The organism is Pseudoalteromonas sp. MEBiC 03485, from assembly GCF_004195145.1.
GTDB classification, from domain to species: domain Bacteria; phylum Pseudomonadota; class Gammaproteobacteria; order Enterobacterales; family Alteromonadaceae; genus Pseudoalteromonas; species Pseudoalteromonas apostichopi.
Genome location: NZ_SGBT01000001.1, coordinates 808,774 through 834,738 on the forward strand (window position 1 = coordinate 808,774; position 25,965 = coordinate 834,738).

26 protein-coding genes, 4 tRNA genes and 2 rRNA genes are annotated in these 25,965 nt (G+C 42.7%); 15 read left to right on the forward strand and 17 right to left on the reverse strand.

Annotated elements, in window-relative coordinates; genetic code table 11:
• Positions 1-4 precede the first annotated feature (4 nt).
• Positions 5-805, forward strand: a complete 801-nt coding sequence (locus EVU92_RS03800; protein ID WP_130050078.1) for a YggN family protein — start codon at positions 5-7, stop codon at positions 803-805.
• Positions 806-879: 74 nt separating this feature from the next.
• Here the strand turns inward: EVU92_RS03800 and EVU92_RS03805 are convergent, their stop codons facing one another.
• On the reverse strand, positions 880-2,322 hold the full coding sequence (locus EVU92_RS03805; protein WP_130050079.1) for a PLP-dependent aminotransferase family protein: 1,443 nt from the start codon (positions 2,320-2,322) through the stop codon (positions 880-882).
• Between the two features lie 101 nt (positions 2,323-2,423).
• Here EVU92_RS03805 and EVU92_RS03810 point away from each other — a divergent pair, with 101 nt between their 5' ends.
• The gene (locus EVU92_RS03810) at positions 2,424-3,353 is read left to right on the forward strand and encodes a DMT family transporter (RefSeq protein WP_130050080.1); all 930 of its coding nucleotides are present in this window, start codon (positions 2,424-2,426) and stop codon (positions 3,351-3,353) included.
• Between the two features lie 54 nt (positions 3,354-3,407).
• On the opposite strand, the gene EVU92_RS03815 is transcribed toward EVU92_RS03810, so the two are convergent.
• Positions 3,408-4,256 carry a YegS/Rv2252/BmrU family lipid kinase gene (locus EVU92_RS03815; protein ID WP_130050081.1) on the reverse strand — a complete coding sequence of 283 codons (849 nt, stop codon included), beginning with the start codon at positions 4,254-4,256 and terminating at the stop codon, positions 3,408-3,410.
• 323 nt (positions 4,257-4,579) lie between these two features.
• On the opposite strand from EVU92_RS03815, the gene EVU92_RS21545 reads away from it, so the two are divergent.
• The 5 genes from EVU92_RS21545 to EVU92_RS03835 all read left to right on the forward strand — a co-directional run bounded on the left by EVU92_RS21545 (position 4,580) and on the right by EVU92_RS03835 (position 6,627).
• Positions 4,580-4,720 (forward strand): hypothetical protein, encoded by a 141-nt coding sequence (locus tag EVU92_RS21545; RefSeq protein WP_166341396.1) that lies wholly within the window; start codon positions 4,580-4,582, stop codon positions 4,718-4,720.
• Between the two features lie 227 nt (positions 4,721-4,947).
• A tRNA-Ser gene (locus tag EVU92_RS03820) sits at positions 4,948-5,038 on the forward strand.
• Between the two features lie 53 nt (positions 5,039-5,091).
• A tRNA-Ser gene (locus EVU92_RS03825) sits at positions 5,092-5,184 on the forward strand.
• Between the two features lie 109 nt (positions 5,185-5,293).
• Positions 5,294-5,794 carry a DUF4124 domain-containing protein gene (locus EVU92_RS03830; protein WP_167658791.1) on the forward strand — a complete coding sequence of 167 codons (501 nt, stop codon included), beginning with the start codon at positions 5,294-5,296 and terminating at the stop codon, positions 5,792-5,794.
• 68 nt (positions 5,795-5,862) lie between these two features.
• Entirely contained in the window at positions 5,863-6,627 is a 765-nt protein-coding gene (locus EVU92_RS03835; protein ID WP_130050083.1) for an MBL fold metallo-hydrolase, read from the forward strand.
• Here the strand turns inward: EVU92_RS03835 and EVU92_RS03840 are convergent.
• On the reverse strand, positions 6,599-7,717 hold the full coding sequence (locus EVU92_RS03840) for an aminotransferase class V-fold PLP-dependent enzyme (protein WP_130050084.1): 1,119 nt from the start codon (positions 7,715-7,717) through the stop codon (positions 6,599-6,601). The genes EVU92_RS03835 and EVU92_RS03840 overlap by 29 nt on opposite strands.
• Positions 7,717-8,886: a monodechloroaminopyrrolnitrin synthase PrnB family protein gene (locus EVU92_RS03845; RefSeq protein ID WP_130050085.1), complete on the reverse strand. Its 1,170-nt coding sequence runs from the start codon at positions 8,884-8,886 to the stop codon at positions 7,717-7,719. The genes EVU92_RS03840 and EVU92_RS03845 overlap by 1 nt, the downstream gene beginning before the upstream one ends.
• Before the next feature lie 113 nt (positions 8,887-8,999).
• Here EVU92_RS03845 and EVU92_RS03850 point away from each other — a divergent pair, with 113 nt between their 5' ends.
• From EVU92_RS03850 to EVU92_RS03860, 3 genes are all read left to right on the forward strand, one after another.
• Positions 9,000-9,461 carry an Lrp/AsnC family transcriptional regulator gene (locus EVU92_RS03850; RefSeq protein ID WP_130050086.1) on the forward strand — a complete coding sequence of 154 codons (462 nt, stop codon included), beginning with the start codon at positions 9,000-9,002 and terminating at the stop codon, positions 9,459-9,461.
• A gap of 68 nt (positions 9,462-9,529) precedes the next feature.
• Positions 9,530-10,897 carry an alpha/beta fold hydrolase gene (locus EVU92_RS03855; protein WP_130050087.1) on the forward strand — a complete coding sequence of 456 codons (1,368 nt, stop codon included), beginning with the start codon at positions 9,530-9,532 and terminating at the stop codon, positions 10,895-10,897.
• Positions 10,894-12,033: a GNAT family N-acetyltransferase gene (locus EVU92_RS03860; RefSeq protein WP_130050088.1), complete on the forward strand. Its 1,140-nt coding sequence runs from the start codon at positions 10,894-10,896 to the stop codon at positions 12,031-12,033. Before EVU92_RS03855 ends, EVU92_RS03860 begins: the two co-directional genes overlap by 4 nt.
• Here the strand turns inward: EVU92_RS03860 and EVU92_RS03865 are convergent.
• Complete coding sequence (locus tag EVU92_RS03865; RefSeq protein ID WP_130050089.1) at positions 12,010-12,600, reverse strand: DUF938 domain-containing protein; 591 nt, start codon at positions 12,598-12,600, stop codon at positions 12,010-12,012. The two genes, EVU92_RS03860 and EVU92_RS03865, sit on opposite strands and share 24 nt — an antisense overlap.
• 183 nt (positions 12,601-12,783) lie before the next feature.
• Between EVU92_RS03865 and EVU92_RS03870 the strand changes: the two genes are divergently transcribed.
• From EVU92_RS03870 to EVU92_RS03890, 5 genes are all read left to right on the forward strand, one after another.
• The gene (locus EVU92_RS03870) at positions 12,784-12,978 is read left to right on the forward strand and encodes a hypothetical protein (RefSeq protein WP_130050090.1); all 195 of its coding nucleotides are present in this window, start codon (positions 12,784-12,786) and stop codon (positions 12,976-12,978) included.
• A 106-nt stretch (positions 12,979-13,084) separates the two neighbouring features.
• Positions 13,085-13,450, forward strand: coding sequence for a hypothetical protein (locus EVU92_RS03875; protein WP_167658784.1), 366 nt, complete (start codon positions 13,085-13,087; stop codon positions 13,448-13,450).
• A gap of 8 nt (positions 13,451-13,458) precedes the next feature.
• Complete coding sequence (locus EVU92_RS03880) at positions 13,459-14,835, forward strand: class II fumarate hydratase (RefSeq protein ID WP_130050091.1); 1,377 nt, start codon at positions 13,459-13,461, stop codon at positions 14,833-14,835.
• A gap of 123 nt (positions 14,836-14,958) precedes the next feature.
• The gene (locus EVU92_RS03885; RefSeq protein WP_130050092.1) at positions 14,959-15,444 is read left to right on the forward strand and encodes a hypothetical protein; all 486 of its coding nucleotides are present in this window, start codon (positions 14,959-14,961) and stop codon (positions 15,442-15,444) included.
• Positions 15,445-15,457: 13 nt separating this feature from the next.
• Positions 15,458-15,859: a hypothetical protein gene (locus tag EVU92_RS03890; RefSeq protein ID WP_130050093.1), complete on the forward strand. Its 402-nt coding sequence runs from the start codon at positions 15,458-15,460 to the stop codon at positions 15,857-15,859.
• Here EVU92_RS03890 and EVU92_RS03895 read toward each other — a convergent pair.
• The 12 genes from EVU92_RS03895 to EVU92_RS03950 all read right to left on the reverse strand — a co-directional run bounded on the left by EVU92_RS03895 (position 15,852) and on the right by EVU92_RS03950 (position 25,935).
• Positions 15,852-16,037: a hypothetical protein gene (locus EVU92_RS03895; RefSeq protein ID WP_130052220.1), complete on the reverse strand. Its 186-nt coding sequence runs from the start codon at positions 16,035-16,037 to the stop codon at positions 15,852-15,854. The genes EVU92_RS03890 and EVU92_RS03895 overlap by 8 nt on opposite strands.
• Before the next feature lie 65 nt (positions 16,038-16,102).
• The gene (locus tag EVU92_RS03900) at positions 16,103-16,420 is read right to left on the reverse strand and encodes a hypothetical protein (protein WP_054554605.1); all 318 of its coding nucleotides are present in this window, start codon (positions 16,418-16,420) and stop codon (positions 16,103-16,105) included.
• Complete coding sequence (locus EVU92_RS03905; RefSeq protein ID WP_130050094.1) at positions 16,417-17,055, reverse strand: hypothetical protein; 639 nt, start codon at positions 17,053-17,055, stop codon at positions 16,417-16,419. The genes EVU92_RS03900 and EVU92_RS03905 overlap by 4 nt, the downstream gene beginning before the upstream one ends.
• 71 nt (positions 17,056-17,126) lie before the next feature.
• Positions 17,127-17,819 carry a PspA/IM30 family protein gene (locus tag EVU92_RS03910; protein ID WP_130050095.1) on the reverse strand — a complete coding sequence of 231 codons (693 nt, stop codon included), beginning with the start codon at positions 17,817-17,819 and terminating at the stop codon, positions 17,127-17,129.
• A gap of 24 nt (positions 17,820-17,843) precedes the next feature.
• Entirely contained in the window at positions 17,844-18,257 is a 414-nt protein-coding gene (locus EVU92_RS03915) for a DUF2170 family protein (protein ID WP_054563728.1), read from the reverse strand.
• A gap of 79 nt (positions 18,258-18,336) precedes the next feature.
• Positions 18,337-20,058 (reverse strand): polyamine aminopropyltransferase, encoded by a 1,722-nt coding sequence (locus EVU92_RS03920; protein ID WP_130050096.1) that lies wholly within the window; start codon positions 20,056-20,058, stop codon positions 18,337-18,339.
• A gap of 4 nt (positions 20,059-20,062) precedes the next feature.
• The gene (locus tag EVU92_RS03925) at positions 20,063-20,962 is read right to left on the reverse strand and encodes a DUF350 domain-containing protein (RefSeq protein ID WP_130050097.1); all 900 of its coding nucleotides are present in this window, start codon (positions 20,960-20,962) and stop codon (positions 20,063-20,065) included.
• A 30-nt stretch (positions 20,963-20,992) separates the two neighbouring features.
• Positions 20,993-21,925: a CHAD domain-containing protein gene (locus tag EVU92_RS03930; protein ID WP_130050098.1), complete on the reverse strand. Its 933-nt coding sequence runs from the start codon at positions 21,923-21,925 to the stop codon at positions 20,993-20,995.
• Positions 21,926-22,334: 409 nt separating this feature from the next.
• Positions 22,335-22,449 (reverse strand): 5S ribosomal RNA (gene rrf / locus EVU92_RS03935).
• Between the two features lie 124 nt (positions 22,450-22,573).
• Positions 22,574-25,456, reverse strand: a 23S ribosomal RNA gene (locus tag EVU92_RS03940).
• Positions 25,457-25,740: 284 nt separating this feature from the next.
• Positions 25,741-25,816: transfer RNA gene (locus tag EVU92_RS03945), tRNA-Ala, on the reverse strand.
• Positions 25,817-25,858: 42 nt separating this feature from the next.
• Positions 25,859-25,935: transfer RNA gene (locus tag EVU92_RS03950), tRNA-Ile, on the reverse strand.
• Between the last annotated feature and the right edge of the window lie 30 nt (positions 25,936-25,965).

A 25,965-nucleotide genomic window follows, 5' to 3' on the forward strand; every position in this document is an offset into this window, starting at 1 on the left:
AAAAATGAAAAAGTTATTGTTACTAAGTTCTTTATTTATCGCTACCAGCGCAATGGCTCATAACGATAATGATACAAATATTTCATTCAGCGGTGAGCAATGTGATGTCGAATTTATAAATGATGTGCGTATCACTCCAAGTGAGTTAGAAGTATACACAGCCGATAATCGCAGCATGAAAATCATCGACCAACATACTTTATATATCGATGGCCAAAGCGTATCCCTTAATGCTTCACAACAGCAAGCAATTGCAGATTACTCAGACAGCTTGCGCAGCCAACTTCCTGAAGTAGCTAATATCGCACTTGATGGTGTAAAAATAGCCGGCGTAGCAATCGAAGAAGTATCAAATGCTTTCAACATTGATGGCCTAAGTGACATTTCAGAATTAATGGACGATATCAGCGTAGAAGTGCAAAACGCTTTCTACCAACAAGGTGCGTTCACAATGGGTCAACAAAACTTTGAAAAATTTGGCCAAAACTTTGAAGATCAATTCGATGAGCAAATCGAATCAGCAGTAGAGTCAGCCATGATGCAATCGATGGGCAGTATTTTAGTGGCTCTTGGCTCTGAGCTTTTAGGTTCGGGTGGCGACATGGATGAGTTTGAGCAACGTATGGAAAACATGGGCGCACAAATCGAAGCTCGCGTAGAAACCCAAGCAACTCAGCTAGAAGAGCGAGCAGATGCATTATGTGGCAGTTTTGCTGATATCGCTCATAAAGAACAAGAATTAGTGGTTCTAGTACCACAGCTAAAAGAATATCAATTATTTACTTTTAAACAGAACGCAGAGTAATTGACCAGTTAAGAAATTAACATCCCTGAACCAAAACACTTGATCCTTTCGCGCAGAGCTTGCTCTGCGCTTTTTTATTTTTTGGCCAGCACGGTCAGTTGCGATAACGTTTTAATCGCCTGTTCCAAACTTTCAGACCAAGGCAAACCATAGCTTAAGCGAAAACAACTACGGTACTTTTTACCCGCTGAGAATATCAACCCAGGGGTAATACTAATCCCTGCCTCAAGTGCCAAATGAAATAGTTTTACCGCATCATATTGGCTACCAAGATCAACCCAGATAACACAGCCCCCTTGCGGGTTACTAATACGCGCACAACTTGGCATATATTGCTGCAGGCACCAAATCATACGCTCTTTGTTGGTACTCAAGCGCTGTCTTAGCAAGCGTATATTACGGTCGTACTCACCACTGGCTATAAACTCATACAAGGTCCACTGATTTATAAGCGGCGCAGAGCAACTAAGCGCGCGCTTGTGTCGCCTTGCTTGTTCAGCAAACTTACCTGCAATGATCCAACCTATGCGGTAACTAGGTGCGGCTGTTTTTGAAAATGAGGCACAGGTGATCACTAACCCCTTTTTTGAATAAGCTTGTGCAGGAGTGGCACGCTTAGCTGTAAAATGTAGGTCGCCATAAACATCATCTTCAATGAGCACCACCTCGCGCTGCTCTAAAAGTGCCACTAATTGCTCACGCTTGGCATCAGGCATAAAACTGCCAACTGGGTTATTTAATGAGGTTGAAAACACACACGCTTTTATATCATGCTCATCGAGTGCTTGAACCAAGTCATCAAGCCATATTCCTTCATCGGGGCACAGCGGTATTTCCAGTGCCTTCAAGCCTAAGCTTTCGATTAATTCGATAATGCCAAAATAACAAGGCGACTCGATAGCAATAACATCCCCGGGTTTAGCAACGCACTTCAGGGCAATAGCCAACGCCTCTTGGGCACCATTGGTGATCACTAACTCATCGCTATCAACACCAATGCCAAAGTCCAAATAGCGATGAATGAGTTGTTTTTTAAGTGGTGCAAAACCATCCATCGGGCCGTAATTAATTGCCGATGCGCCAGCCAGTGTCATTACTCGGCGCATTGTTCTTGCCAGCGCCTTATCTGTCGGAGCTGCGGCTACTGGGTTAGCAATGCCAAATGGCACCACATTGGCTTTATGGATGGCACCATAAACTTGCTCAATCAATCCTTGCTTGTTTACTGTGGTTGGCTCTCGACTAAGCCTGACTCGCTTTGGCCGAGATTGATTTAACTGAGAAGACTTTAAAAAGTACCCAGACTTTTCTCTCGCTTCAATCAATCCTTGCCCTTCAAGTAATTGATAAGCTTGTTTTACCGTAGGAATGCTAATGTTTAGCTTATCTGCCATTTTTCTGAGCGAAGGTAATTTCTCACCCGGTAATAGCGAGCCCTGCAAGCAAAGATCTCTAACTAGCTGAATAACTTGTTGATATAAGAACTCACTGTTACTGCGACTGATAACTTGTGACATAGCCCACCAAACTGTATAGGTTGCATTTTTAGTTTTCTGTATATGTTAAGTATACAGAAGCAGATTAAAATGAACATACTTTCAATTTTTAGGTACTAACTATGAAAAGCGCCGCTCTCTACCTTGCTACAGTGCTGATCTGGGGATCGACTTGGCTAGCTATTGAGTTTCAACTAGGTGATGTCGCAGTTGAGGTCTCTTTATTTTATCGTTTTGCCATTGCAGCCATTTTAATGTGGACCTTTGTGCTAGCGAAAAAACTACCTATGCAATATTCACTGCGTGATCACGGATTTTTTGCATTATTGGCTTTATTTAACTTTGGTTTAAATTATTTAGTACTGTATTGGGCGCAGAACTACCTCAGCTCTGCAATGGCCTCAATTGCGTTCTCTATGTTGCTATTAATGAACATTATTAATACCAGACTATTCTTCGCAAAGCCGATTGCTAAACGAATTTACTTTGGCGCTTTATTGGGCGTATTAGGTATTGCCAGTTTGTTTTGGCCACAAATTCAGCAATTCGACTTGAGTAATGGTGCGTTGGTCGGGTTACTACTTGCGCTATCTGGGACCTTTGTGGCTTCATTGGGTAATATGGTCAGCGTCCGAAATTCTCAGCGCAATATTGGCGTACTTCAGGGCAATGCCTGGGGTATGTTATACAGCGCTTTAAGCCTAGCAGCTTACGTTTTAGTGAGCGATGTTGAGCTTACATTGAATGCCCCGGCCAGTTATTGGATATCGCTCTTGTACTTAGCAGTGTTTGGTACCGTAATCGCATTTGCTTGTTACTTTGCACTACTAAAAAATATCGGCCCTGAGCGCGCAAGCTATGTCATTGTATTATTCCCGCTGGTTGCGGTGGTATTAAGTACCTTATTTGAAGGATTCGAATGGCAAGCGAACACCTTTATGGGATTTAGCCTAGTGTTATTTGGTAATGCTATCGTGCTGACTCCAACTCGACAAATTAAAGCATTTTTTGCTGCACGTAACCTGCAACAAAAAAGCACCGTCCCCAGTTAGAAGTGACTATGTCGCCTCTAACACCAAGCGCTGGCAAATATTGCCGGCGCTTTTTTATGGTACATGAAAACGTAACGCTTGTTTGTGTACCTTAACTTTAGCAGGTGTAAAACCCACAAACTCACCATCGGCTTCAATAACCAACCCTTTCGTGGTTACTTCAGCACTTGTTAAATGGGTATATTCCAGTGCTTGCAAGCGGTGGTGCTTCACTAGCAGTAAATATAAAAAGCTGATCAGGTTTTTCAACAAGCCGCCAGCTGGCATGCAGTAACAGTCCAGTTGACCATCGTTTAACTTTGCCTGAGGGGCAATTTTCAAACCACCTCCAAAGTAGTGATGATTGGCAAAAATCGTCGCTAAATTACTGTAAGAGAGAGCTTTACCATTAAACTTTCCCTGAAGAGGCTGAGCCTGAAATGAAAATAGCTGTTTAATGCCCTGCCATGTATAACCAAACGAGCTAAAATGACCAGCTTTGTTTAACTCGACGACCACTTCAGCGTCAAAACCAATACCCGCAACATTAACAAAATAGCGCTGATTGATTTGGCCAATATCAATTAACTTAGTACGGCTATTGAAAATAGCCTCATACCAAGCCTGTTGCTGACAAGCAAAGCCACGAGCAAAATCATTTCCCGTGCCAGCCGGAATTAGCGCAATAGAACAGCTACTCGTCATTAATGCATTAACAGCTAAATGCAAAGTCCCATCACCACCAATCACCACAACTTGAGTCTGGCTCTTAGCTAAAAGAGCAATTTCAGCGCAATCATTCTCAAAGTTGCCTGTAGTTAAATATAACTCTGGTTCTATCTCTCTTTTTTTACATTCGTTTAGTAGCCAATCAACACTGTTTTTATGATTTTTTTTATCACTTGGCTTAATTATTATCAACATCAACGGTTACTTCTTTTCTTACGTGGCGAAAACCCAAGCTCACTCAAATTATATTAATCTGAATAATTAGTCACTTTCTCACTTTAAAAACGCATAAATAAAAATACAAAAAGTTAAAAACCTTTATTTACCTGCACTTCACTACAAACACAACTGCATAACCATGCAAACAAGAGTAAGTGCAAAAGCTTAACCCTATGTTAATAAAACACTTTCGGATTAGAAAAAGTTATCTGGCAGACTCAATTTTTATCGTTTTATTTTTGTCCAGTTTGATTGCAAAATACCCACGTTTTCAACCAAACACAACCCGGAGCAAAGTAATGAACCCAATTAATACATTAAACCAAAACGCTGCAACTCATGTTGCCGTAAAACCAACAAACCGCAAAGCTAAAATGTTGGCAAAACTTAATCGCTACGGCAAAAAGTTAGCACTTGGCGGCGCAGTACAACATAAGTAATCCCCAACCATGGTTACTTTTTAGGTGCAGTAAACACCCAACCACTAACGAAGATCCTTCTTTAGCTCCTCCGTTTACTGCCCCATCCCCTTCTTTTCAGTGAAAAACAGCAAAAAATTAAACCTTTTTACAAAAAAACGCCCTCTTTACGCTCAAAAAACAAGCAAACAAACTTTTTCCTATTTACACAGCCGATTCAGCTAAGTATTATTCTCGCATCACGACGTGGAGAGATGGCAGAGTGGTCGAATGCACCGGTCTTGAAAACCGGCAGGGGTTTGTAGCCCCTCTAGGGTTCAAATCCCTATCTCTCCACCACTTATTTTTATTTGCTGATTTATTTCAGCAAATTACAATCAGAATTATGCGCTGGAGAGGTGGCCGAGTGGCCGAAGGCGCTCCCCTGCTAAGGGAGTATAGGGTTTGTAGCTCTATCGAGGGTTCGAATCCCTCCTTCTCCACCATTTTATTGTTAAAAACCGCTTTTAAGCGGTTTTTTTATGCCCAAAAAACTTGCACACCTCATTATATTTCATGCATGCTAAGTATCTATTTGCTACACAAAGTGATGCTATGTTTCGTTTTGCTCTGTTTACTCTTGCTCTATTTGCCAGCACCTACAGCCAAGCCACTATTTATAAGTGCATGATTGACGGGGTTGCCACCTTTACAGAGAAGCCTTGTGGTAAGGATGCTGAAATCGTAAAAATTACACCATCACCAGTAAGTAATCTCACTCCAGCCACAGAGCAAGAACAGAAACAACAAAAACCAACCGACTTAAGTGTCGAGGATTACTTAAAAATTCAAAAAGCGGATCGCGAAATAGACCGCCTTCAGTTAGAAATCAAAGAGCTGCAAAAACAGCAAAATGAGCGTATTAACAGACTTAATAATATGACGCAAGATGCTGCGAACAGGTTAGGTGCAAAGTCTATTGATGACGCTATAAGTAAACAAAGCAAACGTATTAACACCTACTATAAAAGCCAAATAGCTATCCTCGAAAAGCAAGTAGCACAACTAGAAGAACACAAAAAATTACTCAAAGAACAGAGCACACAGTCCAATTAGCTTAACTTACTAAAACTGGTCAGACATGATATAACAGGTTTGCTGACTAAGTTTAGGAATCAATTGTTTTGCAAATTCACACGCTCGAAGGCTATATTCAAAATATCTATTTGATTGAATATTCAGATAAATTGATGCTACTTGATGGTTGTTGCCGCGCGGATGTTAATACCGTGTTTGACTATATCACCGAGCAACTAAAGCGCCCTATCACAAACTTAAAACTGATTGTAGTAACCCATATGCATCCAGATCATGCAGGTGGGGCGCATGCATTAAGAAAGTTAAGCGGCGCCAAAATTGCCACATCAAATGCCCCTGGACAATGGTATCGAGGCATTGATGGTTTCTTAATGCACTTAACCGATATCGCTTTGGCTTGGTGGGTCGCTGGAAGATTAAATAAAAAGCGTCATAACCTTTGGTATAGTCGTCATCTCGATGCTGATTACTACCTTACAACAGATGAAACCCTACCCGGCTTTGAGGATTGGCAGGCGCTACATAGCCCAGGTCATACCGACCGAGATATTAGTCTATACCATATCCCCAGTGAGCGAATTTACATTGCTGATTTACTAGTAAAAGTAAAAGGACAGCTAGTGCCGCCCTTTCCTGTTTTTTATCCTAAGCTGTATTTGAACTCTTTGCTGATGCTAAAAGCGCTGCAACCAAAACGAATTATGTTTGCCCACAGTAATGAAGTCAGTATTGATGACATCGACTTTGAGCAAATTTTGGCGCTGGTCCCCGAAAAACCAATGACCCATTGGCGTTCAGTAAAAGCAAAAGCCCGGCAAGCACTTAATCTAAAACGCTTTTCACAGTCGTAATAAAAGTGTTTATATCCTGCTGATCATTATAAATATGAGCAGAGACTCTTAAACCTAAGTGACGCTCATCAACAGCAATATTCGCAGCCTCAAGCGCTGCTTTAACAGCCGCTTGTTGCTCACCAAAATGCATAATGGCAGTTCCAGAGCATTTATCAGCTTGCCTTGGTGAGCACATATAATCAGCTAATTGCTCATGAAACTGTGCGAGCATTGCTAAGTTATGCGCTCGTACTTTCGCAATACCCAGCTCTGCAAAGTAATTAATACTATGCGAAGCCAAAATATAAGGTGCAACTGAAGGTGTTCCCCCCCAAAAGCGCAACGCGGTTTGATGATAAGCAAAGTGCTTAATATCAAATTCAAATGGATTTTGATGAGAAAACCAGCCAACATCTTGTGGCCGACAAAATGAAAGTTGGTTGCTGTTAACCCATAAATAAGCAGCACCAGGTCCACCACATAACCATTTCACGCTTGAGCCCAGCATAAAATCGGCATCAAGCTTAGTTAAGTCAACCTCTAGAATCCCCGCAGACTGTGCAACATCAAGCAAAGTCAATGTGTTGTGTTGCTTTGCTATATTTATAATTTCACGTATAGGTGCTTGCTGGCCTGTGTTTGAATAAACATGGCTAATGAAGACTAAATCAATTTCATTATTCGCTAAATATGACTGCCAAACGTGAGCATCGGTTAAATCTTCATGTTTTCCAATAAACACGATTTCTGCACTTTCAGGTAAAGCTTTTTGCATTGCAAAGCCCATACTTGGAAAATCACTTTCTGCCATCAACACTTTGCTGTTTTCTTGCTGAAGTCGCGGGTGCGACATCAAAAGCTTGGTTAAGCCACTCGATAAATTAACTTGCGGGCAAAACAACTCCTTTTGCGAGTTAAATAACTTAGCGAGACTGCTTGTAAATGCCTCGACACCTTGCAGCCACTGTTGCCATGGTTCTTTATTTTCATTTTGCCAAGCTGCAAAAAACTGCTGATGGAAGTGCTGCTCAGCTGATTTTAATGGTCGCCCCACAGAATGGTTAAGCAAATAGCTGCCTTGTGGAATTACAAAATCGTTTTTGTTCATTACTTAATCCACTGTTTTAATTTAGTTAAATCATCAAAACGGGTGCGAATATCATCACGTTTTGCTGCCGCACGACGATCTCGTAACTGCTCTAGTGAGTTAAGTAACATGTGTAAAGGAGGCCCACTGGCTGTGACTTTATCCATATGCTGTTGCTGCATTTTCTGTGAAGGTTGTGCAATGTATTTACTAACCAATTGATTATGATGCCCAATCGCAGTATCACCATGCAGTTTGCACACTTGAATAAACAGCTTTAAATTAGTTTGTAGCCATTCGCTATCGCGCTCAGCTTCTGCAGCTAAAAAATCATCCATAATACTTGTCATACGCATGCTTTCACGCAAAATTTGCTGATCTTCAGGCATCATATACAAGAATTTATCCACCAGCATTTGCGAGTAGCTAGGTTCATTTGCAAAACAAAGACCAAGTAATAAATCAATGACATTTATGCCCGCAAAATCACCAGCATTAGCACCACGATACACCTCTTTTCCTACTCGATACGGCTTGTAATAAGGGCGCACACAATAGAAGAAGCGGTCTGTATCAAGCTTGTTGTATAACGCATTGTTCGACTCAATAACATCTAGCAGTGCTTGCTTTGCCACTGCGAGTAAATCTGCTGCTATAGGGTGCGATATGCCCAATGGTTGAATTTTTAATAAAGCATCCGCCGCACGCTTATACGCTAAAATACCCTTGGTATTGTAATCAACAAAGATTTTCTCATCTTCAAGGTCAGTAAAGCGCTTATACAAGCCATCAACAGCTTTATTGTGCGTGGTTAAATGCGCAGTTGCGAAACGAGGAGTTACACCTATAGATGCACCAATATGCATTGCCAGTGCTGAGGCTTCGACAAGGGGGGAGGTTGTTTCACGAGAAGGCTCTGTAATCTCATGACGACGGCATGCCGCCATATACAAACCAACATTACCTAATAAATCGAAGGCGTTGTCAAAGCCTTCATCGGTATTACCTTCTGCAAGTAAGGCACGAATATGCTCATTACCTTCTTGCTCTAATTGACGTTTAAGGTCTTCACCTACACCTTCTACATTCACTTTATCGTCTTGTTGCCAATATAGTTTTTCTAGCTCGCTATTGATCTCAACAAAACGGGTGCGAAGCCAGCTATCAAATGCCTTTGTGTTCTCAGTCACAGGCTCACTCCAAAATAATTATATTGCGATAATGTTAACAGAGTTCAATGAGTGCTAATCGCCAAAATATAGACTAGAATCCATCTAGATTAGTGAAAATCACTCAAATAAAAATGAAATTAGATAAAAAAGACCAACAATTACTTAATGCTTTACAAGATAATGCAAGAACTTCTGTCTCGGAGCTAGCCCATTCTGTCAGCCTGTCAGATACTCCTTGCCTGCGCCGTATTAAAAAACTCGAATCAGCGAATGTGATCAGTGGCTACCATGCTGCCATCAATCCTAAAGCGGTTGATTTAAATGTGTCTGTGTATGCCTTTGTACGCCTAAACCAAAACTCAGTTGCCGCTGCTGAGCAATTTGAACAACAAGTTGAGAAACTTGATCATGTACTTGAGTGTTCTGTTATCTCAGGTAGTTATGATTATCTTCTAAAGATTATTGCCGCTGATTTAGAAAGTTATGAAAGCTTTGTGAAACATAAGCTAGGTAGTATTGATTGTATTGCTAACATCGAGTCGACGGTGGTCTTAAAACAAGCTTTCACTAAGCGTCATTTACCGCTAGCTTGACGCAGCTTGCTTGCAAATCAAAGATAACTCGATAAGCTAAAAACAGGCTTTAAAAGGATGCTTAAAATATGAAATTCATCAATTTAGTTGCTATCTCTTGGGCCATCAGTGGGCTATTTAGCAGCCCATTAATGGCACAGCAACAAACCTGCCTTACTCAGCTTGAAGACCAAGCACTAATGATGAAAAGTAAACGCGAAGGGCTGTTTAGAGAGCCATTACCACGCACCCATAGCACCTTTAGCTATAATATCGAGCAAGCATTTAGTGACTATTTAACCGCTGCGTACCTGCAAATTAGCAGCGAAAATCCGCGTGCTAGTTTGCCATGCCCTGTTTATACCGACACCTATCAGCAGCTTGTTGCACAAGGCGCTCGACCAGCAAACGCGACTGTTGCCGATTTAATAAGCCCATTCGAACTAAAACAGGCCGATAGCCGTAAAGCCGTACTCTTAATCCATGGTTTAACCGACTCACCCTTTACCTATCACGACCTTGCACAAGTGTATTTTCAACAAGGGTATACGGTACGCACAATTTTACTACCAGGGCATGGTACCGCTCCCGCAGCACTCAGAGACATAAATGCCGATGATTGGCAAAAGGCCAGTGTGTATGCCATTGAACGCACATTAAAAGACTTTGATCAGGTGATTTTAGGGGGTTATTCAACCGGTGCTGCACTGGTTATTGATTACTTAACTCAAGGCCCTGTCGATAATAAAATTACAGCTGCTATGTTGTTTTCACCGGCAAGCGAGCCACACAATAAAAACGGTTGGCTGGCTAAATGGGTCGATGCAATTCCATTTGTGAATTGGATTGATAAAGACGCGGATCTTGATTTTGCCAAGTATGAGTCGTTTCCATTTAGTGCAGCCTCAGCTAGCCACGAAGCAATGAGCCGTATCAGCCTTGATGAGCTTCGTTATCGTCAACAGCCTAATGTAGCAATATTTAGCACCTTTAGTGATGTTGACACCACGATAGATAACCAAGCAACCTTTAAATTACTAGCTAAACTGCACGACCCAAAAACGCGCAAAAATAATCAGCTTGATCGCCTTGTATACTATGGTGACGACAATAACATCCCAGCCAGCTTTCCTGCTGATTACCACATAATCCGTGATGACTGCGATACAGATGATTGTAAAAAAATCAAAGGGATGTCACATATTGGTATCGTTAATAAACCCAGCAACCCTTACTATGGCCGTAAAGCTTTGTACCGAAATTGCGGCAGCTATTTAGATGACGATACGCTTTATACAGCCTGCAAATACCAAGAAGACATCGTGATGGGTGAGCGCACAGCCGAAAATTTACAAGCACACAAACCCTTTGCACGACTCACGTTTAACCCTTATTTCGATAAGCTCGCTATGCATATCAGCAGTTTCATTAAAGATATTGAATCGGCAGCACAATGAGTGAGTTTAGCCACCGCTGGTTTAATCAAATAAGCGAGATTGATGCTGCTCTTTGGCAGTCATTTTTTGATGATACACCCTTTACTGATCACGCTTTTTTAGCGGCTCTAGAACAAAGTGGCTGTGTGAGTGAAGAGTCGGGCTGGCAACCCATGCACTTAGCAATTTACCAGCAAGAACAGGTCATAGCCTTACTACCCGGGTATCTAAAACATCATTCTTATGGTGAATATGTATTTGACTGGGCTTGGGCTGAAGCCTACCAACAGCATGGCTTAGAGTATTACCCTAAATGGCTTTGCGGCGTGCCATTCACGCCTATTGCTGGGCAAAGAGTTAGTATTAACTATGCTGATCCTACTGAAGTCTATGCTTACATTCAGCACATACTCACGGCAACAGCAGCGCAGTTAGACTGGTCAGGTTGGCATATAAATTTTTGCCACCAGCAGCAAGCGACTGCATTAACTAGCGACACCGTAATGCAACGTCATGGCGTGCAGTTTCAGTGGTTTAATGAAGGCTATAAATGCTTCGAGGATTTTTTAGCTTCACTCACCGCAAGAAAGCGTAAATCGCTCAAAAAAGAACGCGCTAAAATAACTGAACAGCAGATAGCCGTAGAATGGATCGAAGGTGCTGACATCAGCAAACAGCACATGCAGCAATTTAGTCATTTTTACCGCCAAACCTATTTGAAGCGCTCAGGCCATAATGGTTATTTGAATACCGCTTTTTTCGAGTTATTACAGCAAAGCATGGCCGACAAACTGGTGCTAATGTTCGCTAAATATCAAGGAGAGGTGATTGCCGCCACACTCAGCTTTAAAGATCAGAACTGTTTATATGGTCGTTACTGGGGAACGAACTATGAGCTCGATAGTTTGCACTTTGAGCTTTGCTATTACCAAGGCATTGAATACTGCATTGCCAACAAACTAAAACTGTTCCACTCTGGCGCGCAAGGTGAGCATAAAATAAGTCGAGGTTTTAAACCTGTATATACCTATTCACTGCATCATATTCAGCACGGTGATTTTGCAGCTGCCATCAGTGATTTTATAATTAGAGAACGCCAACATATGGCGCTCTATAAAGCCCAATGCGAAAGCTTACTGCCTTTTAAACAGCAATAATTGGTTGTTTGCAGGCATTTGCACATCTTCAACAAAGGTTAAGCCAGCTTGCTCAGCGAGTTGGCAAATCGCTTCAAAATCACGAATGGCACTATTTTCATCTTGCTGTTTTAAAAAAGCATCAAATTCAGCATTGCTGGCGCTGGTATACTTACCTTGATACTTAAATGGCCCATAAATACACAATTTACCTTTAGCCGCTAAATGCTTTGCTACACCTTGGAAAAAGCTCTCCACAAGCGGCCAGCTAATAATGTGCATCGTATTCGCAGTAAAAATAGCATTCACTGTTTCAACAGGCCAAGGATCATTGAGGTCGAGTGTTAATGGCGCATGCAAGTTAGATAGTTCAGCTTCTTGATGCCACTCTAAAATCCCAGGGTGATTAACCTCGCGATCACTACAATGCCACTGCAAATGTGCTAAATGCGTTGCAAAATGCACACTATGTTGCCCCGTACCAGAGCCTACCTCTAATACATTCGTCACATCAGAAAAGAACTCTTCTAATACGTTTAAAATAGGTAATTTGTTGTTTTCACAGGCTTGAGAGAAGGGTTTATCCATATAAATTAATGCACCATGTTTGGTAATTCGTGCACAACAGTAAAGCAAAAATAAATAGCAAAGTCGCGATGTATTTATTATTTAAAAATATAAAACCACTATTTTCAGCAGGTTACGATTATTAATTAATATTGGTACAGCTTATGCAATTTCTTAAGTGAATTAATCAATAGGAGTAATATTATGTATATCTCACCCTACACTGCTGTAGATGCAGCACTTGCTGCCAGCGAACGCGCTGAAAGCGAAAAAGCCGCCTTAACAAGTTGTGATGCTAGAGCAACTGTGATCGAACTACTTTCTCAATGTAATAAAGAAAATGTACAGGCGCCGAAAAAACATGAAACAGACCAGATTTTTATTCTCGGCTACAATTAATCACTCACAGTTAACCTATCCAGTCTTAGCTTCACTAGATAAGACTTGCACTAAAACCGATTAGCTGTAATGATAACAATTATCATTACAGCTAATCGGTTTTTCTATGCACTCTCACAATGCTATGCTGCAATATCAGCGGCAAATGAAATGTGTTTGCCAAAGACCAGGGCTACATGCCCCTGCACTTGTTGCTAACTATGTTGAAGCGGGTTTAAACATTGCACGCTATTACGAAAAGCATCACAACTTTATTTTGCAAGAGCTGTATCTAAGACGCACCTTTCATGAATTGCTTGAAAAGATGTGTGATTCATTAGTACATAATGCAATTCGTAAACAATGTTTGGCTCAGCTTTATAAACCGCAACTTGCGCTAAAGCGTTATTACAAAACTCATAACTGTATTGAAAAGTATTTCAGTTTGGAGCGAGAAGCATGTCTTCTCAGCCAAGAATTTAACCCGATTTAGGAGTGTTTATGAGCCAATTTAGAACCGAATCAGATAGCATGGGCGAACTACAAGTCCCAGCAGACGCTTTGTATCAAGCTCAAACGCAACGTGCTATCAACAATTTTAAAATTAGTGGCTTAGCCATGCCTAAGCAATTTATCACAGCCCTCGCCTATATTAAGCAAGCCGCCGCACAAAGTAACGCCGCATTAGGTCACTTGAACCAAGGCAAAGCGAAAGCAATTGAGCAAGCATGCCAAGAAATCATCGATGGTAAACACTTTTCAGAGTTTCCTGTTGATGTATTTCAAACCGGCTCTGGCACTAGCTCTAATATGAATGCCAATGAGGTAATAGCGACACTGGCAAGCCAACTGGCAAACGAAACTATTCACCCCAATGATGACGTGAATATGGGACAAAGCTCAAATGATGTGATCCCCACAGCAATTGCTGTAAGTAGCGCTATTAACATCATTTATGAACTATTTCCTAAACTAGATAAACTCAGTCAAAGCTTGCAAAACAAGCAAGCCGAAGTCGGCCATATTGTTAAAACTGGTCGCACTCATTTAATGGATGCCATGCCAGTAAGTTTTGCGCAAACATTAGCTGCATGGCAGTTACAAGTCGATCACGCCATGACAGGTATTCGCCAAGCACTAGAGCGGGTTTGTGAACTTGCACAAGGTGGTACAGCCGTTGGTACTGGTATCAATGCCGATCCAGCGTTTGCCGGTCAGTTTTGTCAGCACTTAAGTGAGAATTTAGGTATTCGCTTTAGCCCGAGCAAAAACTTCTTTTATAACATAGGTTCACAAGATGCTATTGTAGCGCTTTCGGGTCAGCTTAAGGTATTAGCCGTAGCACAGATGAAAATAGCCAATGACCTGCGCTGGATGAACTCAGGCCCCCTTGCAGGCCTTGGTGAAATCGAGCTTCAAGCCTTACAGCCAGGCTCATCAATTATGCCAGGTAAAGTAAACCCAGTAATCCCTGAAGCTGCAGCTATGGTCAGCGCACAAGTTATTGGCAATGACGCCACTATTACTGTGGCTGGTCAAGCTGGTAATTTTGAACTTAATGTGATGCTACCTGTGATTGCCTTAAACATTCTGCAAAGTATCGAACTGCTGGCTAATAGCAGTGAGGCACTTGCAGATAAAGCGATTACCAGCTTTAAAGTAAACCAGAGCAATGTTGATAAAGCACTCGCCAAAAACCCAATTCTGGTTACGGCACTTAATCCGGTGATCGGCTATAGCAAAGCAGCTAAAATTGCCAAATTAGCTTATCAAGAAGGCCGTCCAATTATTGATGTTGCTGCAGAACATACTGATATCTCACGTGAAGAATTGAGTGAGTTACTCAACCCAGCCAAACTAACCCAAGGCGGTTTGTAATCCTTTAATACTCCTGTAGCTCTGTGATAACAGAGCTACTTTCTGAAAACTAACGTTTTTATTGCTCCACTTTGAGCAATGTGTATGATAGTGAGTACTTATTCAACGATTTTTAGGTATGTTATGCGCTATCCTCTATTGGCAATTTTATTTCCTGTGTTATTAACTGCGTGCTCTGACGCTGCAACGGATGGGCAAGCCGAATCAACGGCAACAAGCGATAAACTTGTCGAGACACCAAAAGCCGTAAAAATAGAAAATACTGAAGAAGTGACTAAAGCAGCTCCAGATAAAGCCACTATCAGCTCAGCCCATGAGCAGCTTAAACAATTAATCGATGATCCAAGCTGTGATAACAGCAGCCAATGTAAAGTATTACCTGTTGGTAGCCGTGCCTGTGGCGGCCCAAGTAGCTTCATTGTTTATTCAACCAAAACAGCTGACACGGCTGAAGTTGAAAAACTTGCAAAAGATATCACTGCCCTTGAAAAACAATTTAACGCAGCGAACGACATGATGAGTATTTGTCAGCATCTAACCGCACCAGGTGCGCAGTGTTCTGCTAATACTTGTGTTAAAATCGAAGGCTCAGCGGCAAGTGTATACTAAGGAATAAGCAATAATGGTTCGTTCATCGACTTTAAAGAAACTTTTCATCACTACAACTATGTTAGCAAGTATTGCTTTAACGGGTTGTGAAACAACAACGTCGGGTAGTTCTGTGCGCGTTGATTTGAGTGATTTAAATGATCAGCTGAACGATATCGTTAGTAATAATAGTTGTACAGCTAGTTTTCAATGTAAGGTGTTAGAAGTCGGTGAAAGAGCATGTGGTGGCCCAAGCCGCTATGTGGTCTATTCAACATTGAACACGGCACAAGAAAAAGCAGAGCAACTTGCTGAGCAAATTACAGCAGTTGAGAGGTCATCTGGTCAAGCATTAACAGTTAACGACTGTTCACCTGTCTTACCGGTACAATCGCTGTGTATCTCACAGCAATGCCAAGCCATCGAGATTAAGTAAGTAATGCAATAAGGCCGGATACTATCACCACGCTGATGATACAAATCCCGGCCTTATAAATGTATTTTACATGCATTGTATTATGCACCCAGTAAGCATAAATGTAGCGAACAAAGTAACTTGCTGCAGTGCCAAATAATGCAAAAATAACTAAATACGCAAGTAAAATAATATCCACAGTCATGCCACTTCTTTCAAACATCTAGTCTCAGTGTAAGGGCTTAAAGAAGTAAAGGCAAAACCTTAGCTTTTTTTACTATGTTCAATGAGTAATTCAGCAACCCGCTGCTTTACAGCACGCTTATCATCGGCTGCAACACCAAAACGCTCAGCCAATAAGGCAATCTCTTCATCATTTAAGTTAAACGATAAACGCTGCCTGGTTTTTTTCGATTTAACGTCGAGCTCCAAAATCTTACGGATCATATCTGATGGGGTAAGCTCTTGGTCAATTGCTTGTTTTTTTATTGATTTTTGCACTTCACTGCTTAAATCAAACGCCATTTGCGTGGCTCTTACGGCCTGCTCCTGACGCTGCCACTTGGCTTTTGCATCACTCACTTGGCATCCCCAGGAAATAAATCAACAATATCGCTAATTGGTCTAGTTAACGTGAGTGATACTTCTGTTTCACCGCCTTCCCAGATCTCAATATTTAAACTATGTGATTCATCATCAGAGCTTAAACAAATCATTTCACACGGTTCACCGCCTTCGTCTTCGTAACGAGGTAAAGGCTGATTACGGTAATCCTTATTATGGAAATAACACACATAAGGGGCTTCTGTTTGTTTATAGCTTGATGCTAAAAAGTGGCTAAAGCGTTCAGGGCTATTCTGCACATTAATTGCCGTTAGCTCATCTTCATCAAAAATACGAGCGAACTCATCAAGGGTAAAAATCTCATCAACATCATCACGCTGAATTTTGATCGCAAAGTTTGCCCATTGTTCACCGTCATCTGATTCAATTTGCAAAAACACCACTTGGCCAGATTCACTCTCGAGTACCAGCTCATACTCTGCACTACGTTGATACTGATACGTTTGCACATCAATAACACGCAGTGTCTGTCCTTTTAACCAGCTTGGGTAAGCGAACGAATCAATCACAGTTAGCATATCACCAACGAGTAATTGGCTTGGATCAGTAAGCTGACGCTCTGGGGCTTTTTTAGATTTAAAAAAGTTAAACATTGGCTGACTCCTTGTTGAAGCAAAAAAGGTAACCCAATGCGTGGGTTACCTTTTGTCTTTCCGTTAACTGATTAGCTATTTTGTTTTGCTTTAATACGCGCCAAAATATCTGCGCTTTTTGGGTTGGTATCGCCGATACCCGCTTCAGCCATTTTCGCTTTTAAATCATCGCCGTTAGTATCAGCTTCTAATTGCTTAGCCGCACCTAACTGGTCTTGACGGTCTTGCTGGCGTTGTTTAATACGCTCTAGAGACTCGCGTGCTGATGTCATTGATGAACTATTAGTATTTAGCGTGCTGTTAACAGCCATTGTTGCTTGCTGCACACTTTCAGTCGTTTTAACCATAGTTAATTGACGTTGGTTTTCTTTAATCGACTTTTCAGCTTCTTTAACTTGCTGCTTTAGTTGCACAATGTGGTTACTAAAGCCAGCTAACACTTCTTCGTGCTCTGCTTTTTCAGCTTCGAAATCACCGATTTTTTCTGCGATTTCTAATGCTAACGCTTCGTTACCTTTTTCAAGTGCTTGACCTGCATACGCTTCATGTTCTGCAATTGATGCATCTAGCGCGCTAATTTTACGCTTAGTTTGCATCTCTTTTGCCATTACTTCGGTAAGGCTTTTCTTAGCGCGTTGTAAGGCATTTTGTGCATCAGCAATTTCTTGTTCAAAGATACGGATACCGTTTGCATCAACAACTGCTTGTCCTGCTTCACGAGCGCCACCACGTACAGCTGTAAATAGTTTCTTTAAAATACTCATAATCTTAACTCCAGAAATTGCTAATTAATCGTTTAAATAAATGGTCACGGCTTCAAGTGCATCAATCGCATTGTCCGCCAGTGTTACCAACTCATGGGTAATATCATCAAACGATGAATTAACCGATAGCGCGCCAAAAATAGCGTATTTGTCATCAATTTTTGCAAATGCGCTTAATGGAATTGGCACATTTAAACGTAGTAACGTTTCGTTTAACTCATTACGCATATCTGCTTGTACTTCGTTTTCAGCAAACAGGTAGCTAATACACAGTAATTGCTCTTCTGTTTGAGTAACAAAGATAGGTAACTCATCATTCCCATCGACGATAACTTGTAACACATCTTGTTCACCTTCGTTGGCAATCAAGAAAGACTCAAAGCTCACACCTTCTGTTTCAAAAGAAGCCAGTTTGATTGATAGTTCATTTAATTCCATGTCTCACCTTTTTACGTTTTGACATATTATGTCTGAGTTAAGATTTGCATAGCCGACATATTATGTCAACTATAAAATATCAATTTTTGTACAATTCGGTTTCAACTTGCCACGCTTGGCGGTAATAATCATATAAGGTTCCAGAACCTAATCTATTGACTTCTATCGTGTTTACTTGTTCAAAAAAATGATTCGGGAACACAAAAGAAGCCAATAAATATTCTTTACTTACCCAACGAGATGGCACTGGTAATTCGTTAGTTTCACGAATTCGCTGACTTGCTGATTTGCCAGCCGTGGTCGCGATTGTCCAACCCCATTGACCAAACGAAGGAATATTTTGTTGGTATTGCTCAACATAACCAAAGCCAGCTGCTTTCATTGTTTTAGCAATACTTAAAAACGCTTTTTTCGCATGATAAGGCGATGTTGATTGCACAGCCACAGCCCCATCAGGCGCCAACAACTGACGCACATGATTATAAAAATAGTCACTGTACATCTTATTAAGGTCAGGATGGTTAGGGTCTGGTAGGTCAATCAAAATAGTGTCAAAGCGCATGCCTTTTGCCAACATAGCTTCAACTTCTAAAAAGGCATCTGCAATGCGAATATCAGCGCGAGGATCACTCATAGAATGCTTATTTAGCGCTGTTAACCGTGTTCTTATTTCCTCTGGCGCGTCATATTCACCGGCCTCATTGCCAAATAAGTTTAACAACTGACCATCTAAATCAACCAAGGTGACATGCTTTACTGGCCACTTCAAAACATCGCGCAATGCAAGCCCGTCACCACCCCCGATGATCAACACGCGGTCATGACGATTTGAAGCCAACATAGCAGGATACACAAGCATTGAATGATAAATTTGCTCATCCACACTTGAGAACTGTAGACGGCCATTGAGGTAAAGATCAGTAATTGCATTCGGCTGATTGCGACTTAAACGCTCGGTTAACACTAAGTGCTGATACTTGGTTGCTTGCGAGTATATGACTTTATCTTTGTATAAAACATTGCTGAGGTTTTTCATCCAGCTGGTGCCAAGCACGAGCACAAATGCAAAAAACATCAACAACAGTACATGGCAAACCAACAATAACTTAGCGAAGCGAACATGTTGATGATAGCGCCATAAAAACACCAGACCAGCAATAATATTAAACAACGCCGTCCAAGCTGCCGCTTGCATAATTGGCATTGCAAGCATAATGCTTACCCAAATCGCAGCACCGACACCGGCGCCAATATAATCAGCCCCGTAAATAGTACCCGCATTATTTTCTAAAAAGCGACCATAAACCTGCTGGCGAATACGCGCGATCAAAGGGATCTCCATACCAATTAATAGCCCGAGTAATAGGCCAAACACATAGGGTAAGAAACGTGACCACTCCTGTAGCTTTTCAAATACATAGCCGTTAAGGACAGTATCCGCAGGCAGGTTAAAAATTTCAGAGAAGATATGCGGCAATGAATAACTCACAGCGATAACGCTAGCAATCGCTAAAATACAGCCCATGCCGACCAAAGCAATAATACTCTCAAGCCAAGCAAAAGCAGTAAATGCATCTTTAAACCAACGCGCTAAAAAAGCACCGATACCCATAGCCACAATCATGGTACCAATCATGGCATAAATGGCGCTCTCGACCGAGCCTAGAACCCGACCTGCATAATGAGATAGCAGATATTCATAAATAAGGCCGCACCCAGCGAGTACGGCCATAACAGTTATTAATAGGAAGTCATGCCCAAGTAGATTGGCCCTACTTGGGGCGCTTGTTGTAGTAGACACTTAATTAGGCACCTAACAAGGTTGCCATAGTCGAACCTATCGCAAATGAAACCGCTGCAGAGATAGCAGCTACACCTACGTTTTTCTGGCGGTTTACTTCATCTGAAATATCACAGCCTGATAAGATGATTTTGATAGTCACTAAGTGTAATAAAATGAAGGCAACTAAACTTACCGCTGCACTTAATGCCCAGTAACCTAAACTAGCAGCAATGTTGTCAGCCGCATAAGGAGCGATACCTGATGCAGCAGTTAATGCCAATGCACTACCCACTAAAAAGCCAGCGTAACGAATACCCACCGCTAAGTTGCCGTCGATAACCGCTTGTTGCAAGCAGTCACCACTGCGATTAGTACGCTTGAATAACTGCACTCGATATTGGCTGATCAATAGCATCGCAATGCTGCCAATTGCAAAGGCCGCGATCACGATTGGAATACCATGCCAGCCTTCGGTCGCCACCCAAAATAAAGCTGAGCGAATAACAATAGCTACACTCACTACATGACCAAAATCAATCAATGCAGCAGTTGCGTTGCCTTTTACGATTTCGTCATGCAGACTCACTTTACGAAGCGCTACCTTGTCTTGGAAGAAATGACCAAGCTTAATAAGCACAATAGCCATCACACCATAACCTAGCATTTGTAATGCTTCTTGTTGTAGGGTAGGTGCAAATGCGCCGCTGCTTACACCACTAAGAACAATGGCAAGTGCCACAAGTCCGGCCGCAAAACTAATACCAAAAGCAAAATTGTCGCGCTCAGTTATTTCATCATTAGCATGTAAATTAGATACCCAGCCTTTGATAAATTTTAGGCTGACAAATAAAGCGATAATGATTGCAAAGTCGATTGCTAAAGCTTGCAACGACCAAGTTGTTATTCCATTAAATTCATACATATGTTGTAACTCCGGTGGTTATTCTTTTCACTACTTACCGCGGCTAATGCCACGTGATGTTCTGCTCGAGCTGTTTCGTAATGACCCAGAGCTTTTACTGTAACTACTGCTAGAAGCATAGCTACTACGGGTGCGTGGTGGTGTATAGCTGCTTCGGCTTAATCCAGATGCACCACTGCGTTTAGTGGCATACGGACTAGTGAATTGTTTACCCTGGCGTTGATAAGACTGACGAGTACGCGTCTCTACCGTTTGTTGTGCTTTAATCTGTTTTGGGCTCGAATAACGATAACGGCCATAGTCATTGTAATAGCTGTACTTTCTGTTTCTGCTCCAGCGACCATATTCAACTCGGTCGAATACATCGCCCAACATACGATACATCCCATACCAAACCCAAAAGCTTGTACCGTTGCTATTAGTTTGCCACTGCCCATAGTTAGGGTTACCGACCAATTGGTTACCAACGCTTTCACCTTCAGCTGCTTCACTAATAGCGCCAACCCTTGCTAGTGACCCTTGCGACATGTCTGCAAGCATATTGATAGGATCAGTAAGCGCATCTTGAAATAAAGATGGCTTAGCAGCATCACGAATGAGATCAAGTTGATGAAGGGTATCTTCATAAGGTGGTATTAGATAAGTAGACTTAACATCTGCTAAGCGTTGTGTAAGACCTGTATAAATAGCCCCGTCACGGGTCGCATCAAGACTAATTACTCGTGCGATCTCAGAAAGTTGCGGCTGCTGCTCAGCAAGCACCTGTCCGTATTGTTTAAGTATCGTCGCATTACGCAAAGAGCCATTATCAAGCGCTGTACCAAGCTGATTTAATTCAACCTCAGCTTTTTCTATGGATTGTTGTATTGTTTGTTTCAGCTGCTCTTCTTTCGACTCACAGCCCATAAGCAAGCTTACCAAACAAAACAGGCTAATAAGTTTCCAAGCTTTTATTTGAGACATTCATGTCACCTGATTGTGGTTTAAAAACGCAAATAGTTTTACATAGCTCAGGTACTAAACCAAGATTAAAATTGCAACAAAGGGTAAATTTGGTTGGTACGTTGGGTGGATCGCAGCGAAACCCAACACAGAGCTATCAGCGTTCAGCCGCTTTGTGGAGGTGTTTGGTGCTGAGTCTCCCTCTGCCAGAGGCTCTAGGAAAAGTGTAGTTGTAGCAATGACTTTAGCCATGAATGTGTTGGTTAAGGTCTAGATTCGGCACTGACGTGCCTCCTACAAGGTTTTGTTGCTGAGGGAGTCTCCGCACTATACAACCCCACATTTCAGCTGACGGCTGACGGCTGAAAGCTGACAGCTCCCAAACGCAAAAAAGCCCGACTCTTTCGAATCGGGCTTTCTTTAATTTGGAGCCTGGCAATGTCCTACTTTCACATGGCAAATGCCACACTATCATCGGCGCTGTTTCGTTTCACTACTGAGTTCGGCATGGGGTCAGGTGGGTCCAAAACGCTATTGTCACCAAGCAAATTTGGGTCGTTAATCGCCTTAGCAATCAACTAAAATTCGGAATTCTGATATCAAGTAAATGTCTACTTTAGTTTCTTAACTTCTGTCTGTTACGCTGTCACAAAACGCGTTTGGCGTTGTATGGTTAAGCCTCACGGGTAATTAGTACAGGTTAGCTTAATGGCTCGCACCACTTCCACATCCTGCCTATCAACGTTGTAGTCTTCAACGGCCCTTCAGAGACTTTAAAAGTCTAGTGAGAACTCATCTCGAGGCCTGCTTCGCGCTTAGATGCTTTCAGCGCTTATCAGTTCCGAACGTAGCTACCGGGCAGTGCCATTGGCATGACAACCCGAACACCAGCGGTTCGTTCACTCCGGTCCTCTCGTACTAGGAGCAACCCCTCTCAATTCTCAAACGCCCACGGCAGATAGGGACCGAACTGTCTCACGACGTTCTAAACCCAGCTCGCGTACCACTTTAAATGGCGAACAGCCATACCCTTGGGACCGACTTCAGCCCCAGGATGTGATGAGCCGACATCGAGGTGCCAAACACCGCCGTCGATATGAACTCTTGGGCGGTATCAGCCTGTTATCCCCGGAGTACCTTTTATCCGTTGAGCGATGGCCCTTCCATTCAGAACCACCGGATCACTATGACCTACTTTCGTACCTGCTCGACGTGTCTGTCTCGCAGTTAAGCTGGCTTCTACCATTACACTAACCGTACGATGTCCGACCGTACTTAGCCAACCTTCGTGCTCCTCCGTTACTCTTTGGGAGGAGACCGCCCCAGTCAAACTACCCACCAGGCACTGTCCGTAACCCCGATTAGGGGCCAACGTTAGAACATCAAAACTACAAGGGTGGTATTTCAAGGACGGCTCCACAAAGACTAGCGTCTCTGCTTCAAAGCCTCCCACCTATCCTACACATGTAGGTTCAATGTTCAGTGCCAAGCTGTAGTAAAGGTTCACGGGGTCTTTCCGTCTAGCCGCGGGTACACAGCATCTTCACTGCGATTTCAATTTCACTGAGTCTCGGGTGGAGACAGCGTGGCCATGGTTACACCATTCGTGCAGGTCGGAACTTACCCGACAAGGAATTTCGCTACCTTAGGACCGTTATAGTTACGGCCGCCGTTTACCGGGGCTTCGATCAAGAGCTTCGTCCGAAAACTAACCCCATCAATTAACCTTCCGGCACCGGGCAGGTGTCACACCGTATACGTCATCTTGCGATTTTGCACAGTGCTGTGTTTTTAATAAACAGTCCCAGCCACCTGGTCACTGCGGCTCCCGTCCGCTTAGAGAGCAAGTCTCATCACAGATAGGAGCGTACCTTCTCCCGAAGTTACGGTACGATTTTGCCTAGTTCCTTCACCCGAGTTCTCTCAAGCGCCTTAGTATTCTCTACCTGACCACCTGTGTCGGTTTGGGGTACGATTCGGTATAATCTGAAGCTTAGAGGCTTTTCCTGGAAGTATGGCATCAACAACTTCACACCCTTGGGTGCTCGTCTCGTGTCTCAGTCTTAAGAGTCCGGATTTTCCTAAACTCTCAACCTACTCACTTTCACATGGACAACCAACGCCATGCTTGTTTAGCCTGCTCCGTCCCCCCATCGCAATTATACCAAGTACGGGAATATTAACCCGTTTCCCATCGACTACGCCTTTCGGCCTCGCCTTAGGGGTCGACTTACCCTACCCTGATTAACATGGGATAGGAACCCTTGGTCTTCCGGCGTGCGGGTTTTTCACCCGCATTATCGTTACTCATGTCAGCATTCGCACTTCTGATACCTCCAGCATACCTCCCGGTACACCTTCAACGGCTTACAGAACGCTCCCCTACCACTCAAACAAAGTTTGAATCCGCAGCTTCGGTGCATAGTTTAGCCCCGTTACATCTTCCGCGCAGACCGACTCGACCAGTGAGCTATTACGCTTTCTTTAAAGGATGGCTGCTTCTAAGCCAACCTCCTGGCTGTCTGGGCCTTTCCACATCGTTTCCCACTTAACTATGACTTTGGGACCTTAGCTGGCGGTCTGGGTTGTTTCCCTCTTCACGACGGACGTTAGCACCCGCCGTGTGTCTCCCGGATAGTACTTTACGGTATTCGGAGTTTGCAAAGGGTTGGTAAGTCGGGATGACCCCCTAGCCTTAACAGTGCTCTACCCCCGTAAGTATTCGTCCGAGGCTCTACCTAAATAGATTTCGGGGAGAACCAGCTATCTCCCGGTTTGATTAGCCTTTCACTCCTAGCCACAGGTCATCCCCTAACTTTTCAACGTTAGTGGGTTCGGTCCTCCAGTTGATGTTACTCAACCTTCAACCTGCCCATGGCTAGATCACCGGGTTTCGGGTCTATACCTTGCAACTAAACGCGCAGTTAACGCTCGCTTTCACTACGGCTACCCTAATCGGTTAACCTCGCTACAAAATATAAGTCGCTGACCCATTATACAAAAGGTACGCAGTCACCCTCGAAGGGCTCCTACTGCTTGTACGTACACGGTTTCAGGTTCTATTTCACTCCCCTCACAGGGGTTCTTTTCGCCTTTCCCTCACGGTACTGGTTCACTATCGGTCAGTTGGGAGTATTTAGCCTTAGATGATGGTCCACCTATATTCAGTCAAAGTTTCACGTGCTCCGACCTACTCGATTTCACTTAAGATGCATTTTCGTGTACGGGACTATCACCCTGTATCGTCAAACTTTCCAGAATGTTTCACTAACACATAATAAGCTTAAGGGCTGGTCCGGTTTCGCTCGCCGCTACTTCCGGAATCTCGGTTGATTTCTGTTCCTACGGGTACTTAGATGTTTCAGTTCTCCGCGTTCGCCTCGTTAACCTATGTATTCAGTTAACGATACCTGCAAGCAGGTGGGTTTCCCCATTCGGAAATCCTAGTCTCAAGCGCTTTTTACTAGCTTGACTAGGCTTATCGCAAGTTAATACGTCCTTCATCGCCTCCAACTGCCAAGGCATCCACCGTGTACGCTTAGTCACTTAACCATACAACCCAAACGGGTCTTTGTTAGTGACAGCTGTTAACTTCGCCAGAAGTTAATTCATCAAATAATGATGAGAATACTAAAGTAGATACCAATTAATCTTTCGATTAATGGCATATTTTTTACTTTTGAAAACTCTTTATAGATACAAGTATCTATAAGAATTTTAATATCAGCTTTCCAAATTTTTAAAGAGCAAGAGAATAAACTTCTCAAAATTAAACACACTCTATTCTCAAGCAGTTTATTACCTGATTAAGAATGTTTATTTTTAAGGAGTAAAAGTGGTGGAGCTAAGCAGGATCGAACTGCTGACCTCCTGCGTGCAAGGCAGGCGCTCTCCCAGCTGAGCTATAGCCCCACATATGCTGGTACTTACTGTTTAGTTTCCACTTCAAAGAAGTGGTGGGTCTGAGTAGATTTGAACTACCGACCTCACCCTTATCAGGGGTGCGCTCTAACCAACTGAGCTACAGACCCAAACAATAAGTGTTGTTCTCTTTACAATCA